Here is a 5,793-nt window from a genome sequence, read left to right on the forward strand (position 1 = left end):
ATCTCAGGGCTTCAGCAGCCCGAAGGGAACGATTCTATTCTCGACATCATGGCCTATTTCCGATCGTCCCAGATAGGCGATATCATTGCTCTGGCACCATCGCCTGGTGATCGCCTCGGGATCTTCGCCGAATGGCCGGTCGTTCTCGGGGATATCGCTGACGTTTCCCAATCTGATCCCGTTGAGTCCATGTTCTGCCAGATTGCTGCACAGATGGAACATGGCGCGGTCGAGGCCGTATAGATATTCGGATATCTCCTCGATAATCAGAATGTGATCCCGTAGATCCGGGATCAACCTGGTGCCGGTCATCATTGTCAGCGTCATCACATTGAAGGCGGCATATTTCCTGCCTCTCTCAAGTCCCGGCTCCAGCGCATCTGACTTTTCGTGCACGATCCAGTCGAGGGCTCTGCGAACCGCACGGTCGCCACTTGTCCTGCCAATGTCGGAGGCCATTGGACCATGGGCGACCCTATCAAAGCCGGCGCGGTAGAGGGCACCGAGCAGATTGCCGGCATCGCTATAGCCCAAATAGATTTTGCTTTTGGCGCTGCCATCCAGTTGCTCGACAGCTGCTTCCGCTATCCGTGCAGCCCCGTAACCACCGCGGGCAAACCAGATTGCATCAAGGCTCGGGTCATTGGCCAGCGCAACAAAACTGTCGGTTCGCTGCCTGTCGCTGCCCGCGAAATGGCCCTCCTCAAGAAAGCATTGCGGGTCAAAGATCAGTTCGGCCTGCGGATGGGTCAGGGCTGCGAGCGCCAGGACGCGATCGGCTGCCTCGCGGGGAAGGGGAGTCGACGGCGCGCAGATACCGATGCGAACTGGTAAGGAGATGGAATTTGTTCCTTGCGCCATTGCCAAATAGAGAGAGAAGCAATAGCGCGAAAAAATGAGTGAAGACAAATCCTATTATTTTTGCGGCATCGGTGGGTCCGGAATGTTGCCTCTGGCAATGATTGTCAAAGCAGCTGGGGCGCAGGTTTCTGGTTCGGACCGGGCGCTGGACCAGGGCCGACTGGCGGACAAGTTCCGGTGGTTGCAGGACCGGGGCATCAAGCTGTTCCAGCAAGATGGCAGCGGTCTGGTCGAGAGCAGCCAGATATTGATTGCCTCCGCCGCCATTGAAGAGACAGTGCCGGATGTTGCTCGCGCCGTCGCGCTGGGTTGTCAGCGTCTGACCCGTGCCGAATTGCTCGCAGAGCATTTCAACGCTGTGCCATCCAGCATCGCGGTGGGCGGAACCAGTGGCAAATCGACTGTCACCGGAATGATCGGCTGGATATTGACCGTAGCCGGCCGCGATCCGACGATCATGAACGGGGCGGTGATGAAGAATTTCGTTGAAGCGGACGCGCCCTTTGCAAGTTCCCGGGTCGGAACTGGCGCGCTGATGGTCAGCGAAGTTGATGAAAGCGATGGCTCGATCGCTCTGTTTCATCCGGAAATCGCGGTGCTCAACAATGTCAGCCTGGATCATAAGAGCCTGGAAGAACTCAGAATATTGTTCGGAGATTTTGTCGAGAAATCGCGGCATGCGATCTGGAATCATGATGACGACGAATCCAGGGCGCTGGTCGCCTCCCGTCCGTTGAAAAAAGCCAGCAGTTTCGGGTTTTCCGATGGTGCGGATTACCAGGCCGTGCAAGTCGAGGAAAAATCGCTGGCTAGCCAGTTCTTGTTGCGAACCGGTGGAACAAACACTCCGGTATCGTTGCAAGTACCAGGCAGACATAATGTAGCCAATGCCCTGGCCGCCATAGCGGCGAGCTGTGTAATCGGGGTGCCGGTCGAAACCGCGATTTCGGCGATCGGGTCGTTTCGCGGTCTGGCGCGCCGTTTTGATATCGTGGGAATCATGAACGATATTACGCTGATCGATGATTTTGGCCATAATCCGGAAAAAATAGCGGCTACACTAAGCACGCTCAAGGCTTTCCCCGGCCGGGTGATCGCCTTTTTCCAGCCCCACGGCTATGGTCCGATAAAGAAAATGGGATCTGAACTTGCGGCTGTTTTCCTGGACAATCTTTGCGACGATGATCGCGTCATTCTATGTGATCCGGTCTATTTTGGTGGAACGGTCGACCGGACTTATGGCAGCGACTTCATCGTCGATCGGATCATAGCTGGTGGTGGCCAGGCTGAACATATTGCGGCACGGCAGGAATGCGGCGAGCGGATAGTGGAACTTGCGCAGCCGGGTGACCGGATCGTCATCATGGGTGCCCGCGACGATAGCTTGCACAGTTTCGCCCAGTCCATCCTGACCGGAGTCACCCAAGAACAATCAAGGTCACTGGTGGCAGGATGATGTTCGCGTAGCGATATTTGGGCGGTTTCATAATCTTGATCCGTTCCGTTTTTGAAGCGATCTGCCGCTAAATGCGTCGTCGGATTTTGTGCGACCGAGCAAGAGGTTGAACATGGTCGAGCGCTGGCAGCGCTGGGCTTTTCAAAAGACACCCAATAGTGTATAGTTGATCTATTCTGATTTCCGCGGTCGTAAACTGGTGAAATCATCGGCAGAGCGTCAAGAATACCTTGTCAGATCGGGATTTATTGAACGGGTTTTGTTAACGAGTATGTAGAAAGCGTTAACCGTTCCACTTCTTCCGTTTCAGGCATGGAGAAAAGCCATGAAAATTCAATGCCTTAATGCGGGGCAACCGTAACATACTGTAACTTTAGCCGTATCTAACTGCCATTTGTCTTCAAGTTGCGCCATAAATGATGGGCAAGTGGGACAATTCGGCATTTGCCTGTGGTAACCCAATTAAGCGCCACAGTTGTCCCGGCACTGGTGCGATATTCTGGTCGATATCGTACCGACTGTTCCCGGTGGAGTGGATAGACATTCTGTCCGCTCCATCACCGGACAAATGCCCGAGAGTCTCCCTCTTGCAAATTAGTGGTGGGATGCTTCATGCAGTCAGTCGACATCATATTGGGGAATGGGAAAGCCGATTTTCTGATATCCAGCCGCTGTCCCACGCTTTTGTCTTTAGCCATGATGTCGGTCATGATTATCATCTTGCTGCCAGCGCTGGCTTCGGAAGCATTTGCGACTGATCCCTCGGCACAGTTGGCCAATGGTCGCTCTACCGCGGTTGCAAGCGCAAAAATAATCAGACCCTATATGATGAATTCGACGGACCAGCCGGGAACCACGGCACCGAATCCGGCGCTGACACTGTCTCACCGCACCACATATCGCAGTTGTAAAGCGCTTCTGGGATCCGATGCCATTCCATCTGGCGGCGCATCTTGCGAATTACGCCTGATCGAATTGCAATAGCTGGGGGATAACAGGATCAGATCATGCAGGTTTCCAATATGAACCATAAGTCACTTGCGGTTCGCGATGACCGACAAGACCAGCAGGCAATGCCGCGGCCGGGCGTCCTGTCGTTGATCACTGCGGCGCTGCTTGCGGCCATTCCGTTGCCGGCATTTGCCGAAGCAGACCCGAGTAAAAATATCGCAATCGCCCTTTCGGGCAATATTGTCGGTAGTCCGCACGGGGAAGGTGGCGCGCGGGCGGACGTCGCAGAAAGCATAGCCGATTTTTCCTTGTCTGTATCCGGTCCCACCGACCACAGATCGCCGACAGCATTTTTTGCGATCACCGATCAGGTTCCTGAACATCTGTCACTTTTTGTGTGCGACCTCGCAAAGACTGGTGAGGGCCCTGCCGCATTCAAAGACCATGACAGCGGTCTTGCATTCAAATTTGCCGGCCTTTCCAGTCTGGAGGATTCCATCGAATTCTCCAATGATGGCGGTAAAAGCTTCAGCCATGTTCCCACCGCCGATAGCGACGGGTTCGACGCCAGGATTACACATAAAAAATTCCGGCCGCACGGCGCTCTGCTCTCTACTGTCGGGAAATATGAACGATTTTCCATAAGCTACCGAATGAAGGTCAAGTGAAAATGAAGAATATGATCGAATCTGGTATATCACGCGGTCCGGGACCGGACATTGTTCTGGAAGATCCAGAGATTGTTCTGGAAGAGGGAGATCGCAGAAAGCAAAACCGCCATATTGCGATGCTGCGCCTTGCCAAGATCAAAGCAGAGTCCGGCGAAGGATGGGGGTTCATCAAAAATCTCTCGGCGGCCGGGATGATGGTTGAGGTGCATCCCAAATTCGAGCTGGGTGAGACTATCACTGCTTTTTTGAGTGAAGATCAGGTGTTGAAAGGGACAGTCCGTTGGCGCAAAAACGCATTGGCCGGGATCGAATTTTCGGCACCGATTGATATTTCCAAGGTGCTTGCCAAGCCCTCGGAGGCAAGCCATGGTCGCGTCCCGCGCCTGCCACGGGTCGAGATGCAGCACCCGATCAACCTCTATCAAGGCTCCCGCCTCATCCCTGCGGATATTTGCGATATTTCGCCCGCAGGCATTTGTGTCAGAACAGATTTTACCTTCGAGATCGGAAAAAAATTGAGGCTTTCAGTGCCGGAATTGTTGGACATAAATGGCACGGTGCGCTGGCAATCTGGTGACAGGGTCGGGATCGTATTCGCGCAGCGCCTGCCGCTCGATGATCTGATGGTCTGGTTGTCCACCTTCTATCGAGCGGCCCGGATCGATTCTGGTGAACTTGCGCATCTCAACCAGGATGGCAATACTGCTGGCCTGGTTGATCCGGCGACGGAATCACTACCCTTTCAAGTCATTGGACATGATGATCTCGGCAAGGAAATATTGATCGACACGGTATATTCCGCGACCGGAGCCCTCACCCAGTTCAAGGCGACGTCGAAATTTTTCTACCGGGTTAGCATTAGGAATGCAGACAATGTCGAGATCTCTATCGGTGCTATCGTCCTGCGCGCCTTTGACGAAGAACGCTCGGCAGCCCGATCCCAAGTGAATTGAGCAATTTGAGGGCAGACAAGGGCAGAGGAAGATTTGTGTCTGCTAGATGAGCGGATTCCAGAGGTAATAGCCGGTGCGAAGCTTGCCTCGATCAGCACAGCCTTTTAGCCGGGTTCGTTGGCGGCCTGTTCGACTGTCCTCTCGGCAAGCCCTGATATTGGCGGTCGATATTTTCAAATGACAATGCCACTTGCTGACTCGCAAACCAAGCGATCCTGCACGATAAGCAAGAGCATCCGCGACCGCAGGACAGTTTTGTCGCCCGATTGAGCGGTTCAAACCGTGCCTCGTCCAGTCGGAGGCCGAGGAATCGAAACTTTACGCGAATGCCGGCAATCCTGAGCTCAAATCCGGATTCCGTCTAGATTTGATAGTTTGAACAATGCATGCTCCTAGGTTCTGTTGACAAAGGGGATTCCCAAAGCGCGTAGTTTCTGATTCAAGGTAGCTTTTGCAGGAGGCTATTTTGATCCGAGGTTTGATGAGCGACGAAGAGTGGGCTTGCCCGCATGGTTTTCAAGTTGCTCTTCGAGTGCCGCACGAACTTCATTTTCATCAAGATCGCTTGCGAAAATTGCATTACCACTAGCGATGTAAGTTCGGATGTTGGTAAATTGGGCACGCGCGCAAAGTTCTCTAAGCTGCGCCATTGGCAGCGTCCCGGTACCGCCCACATTTGCTGCGCGGAGAAGAGCGACAAACGTTGTCATGCCCACTTTCTATAGGAATAAATCCAAAAGCGGAACGGCTGCAAACCACCCTATTCTGTTGAAAAACTCGTGGTCGAAGGGAAATTCACGAATTATTGGCAACATTGAATCAAAACTACATGATTGCGTGAATCATTGTTGCGCCCGACACTTCATTCGAATTCAAATGTTGCCGACAAAAATCGATTGGG

At 53.4% G+C, this 5,793-nt stretch carries 5 protein-coding genes; 3 read left to right on the top strand and 2 right to left on the bottom strand.

What is annotated here, in order from left to right; genetic code table 11:
• Positions 1 to 3: 3 nt before the first annotated feature.
• A complete protein-coding gene (locus ACEW8J_RS04020; RefSeq protein ID WP_373490348.1) occupies positions 4 to 861 on the bottom strand; it encodes an LD-carboxypeptidase in 858 nt (285 codons plus the stop codon).
• A 34-nt stretch (positions 862 to 895) separates the two neighbouring features.
• On the opposite strand from ACEW8J_RS04020, the gene ACEW8J_RS04025 reads away from it, so the two are divergent.
• The 3 genes from ACEW8J_RS04025 (at position 896) to ACEW8J_RS04035 (ending at position 4,892) form a co-directional block, all read left to right on the top strand.
• Positions 896 to 2,317, top strand: coding sequence for a Mur ligase family protein (locus ACEW8J_RS04025; RefSeq protein WP_373490349.1), 1,422 nt, complete (start codon positions 896 to 898; stop codon positions 2,315 to 2,317).
• Positions 2,318 to 3,339: 1,022 nt separating this feature from the next.
• The gene (locus tag ACEW8J_RS04030) at positions 3,340 to 3,936 is read left to right on the top strand and encodes a hypothetical protein (protein ID WP_373490350.1); all 597 of its coding nucleotides are present in this window, start codon (positions 3,340 to 3,342) and stop codon (positions 3,934 to 3,936) included.
• Between the two features lie 2 nt (positions 3,937 to 3,938).
• The gene (locus ACEW8J_RS04035; RefSeq protein WP_373490352.1) at positions 3,939 to 4,892 is read left to right on the top strand and encodes a PilZ domain-containing protein; all 954 of its coding nucleotides are present in this window, start codon (positions 3,939 to 3,941) and stop codon (positions 4,890 to 4,892) included.
• A 461-nt stretch (positions 4,893 to 5,353) separates the two neighbouring features.
• On the opposite strand, the gene ACEW8J_RS04040 is transcribed toward ACEW8J_RS04035, so the two are convergent.
• Positions 5,354 to 5,602 carry a DUF1697 domain-containing protein gene (locus tag ACEW8J_RS04040; protein ID WP_373490351.1) on the bottom strand — a complete coding sequence of 83 codons (249 nt, stop codon included), beginning with the start codon at positions 5,600 to 5,602 and terminating at the stop codon, positions 5,354 to 5,356.
• Between the last annotated feature and the right edge of the window lie 191 nt (positions 5,603 to 5,793).

The sequence above is a fragment of the Parasphingorhabdus sp. genome (assembly GCF_041748495.1).
Lineage (GTDB): Bacteria > Pseudomonadota > Alphaproteobacteria > Sphingomonadales > Sphingomonadaceae > Parasphingorhabdus.

Excerpts from the sequence above, each read along its gene's own strand:
- ACEW8J_RS04035 (WP_373490352.1), top strand. The coding sequence starts at position 3,939 with ATGAAGAATATGATCGAATCTGGTATATCACGCGGTCCGGGACCGGAC.
- ACEW8J_RS04025 (WP_373490349.1), top strand. The coding sequence starts at position 896 with ATGAGTGAAGACAAATCCTATTATTTTTGCGGCATCGGTGGGTCCGGA.
- ACEW8J_RS04020 (WP_373490348.1), bottom strand. The coding sequence starts at position 861 with ATGGCGCAAGGAACAAATTCCATCTCCTTACCAGTTCGCATCGGTATC.
- ACEW8J_RS04040 (WP_373490351.1), bottom strand. The coding sequence starts at position 5,602 with ATGACAACGTTTGTCGCTCTTCTCCGCGCAGCAAATGTGGGCGGTACC.
- ACEW8J_RS04030 (WP_373490350.1), top strand. The coding sequence starts at position 3,340 with ATGAACCATAAGTCACTTGCGGTTCGCGATGACCGACAAGACCAGCAG.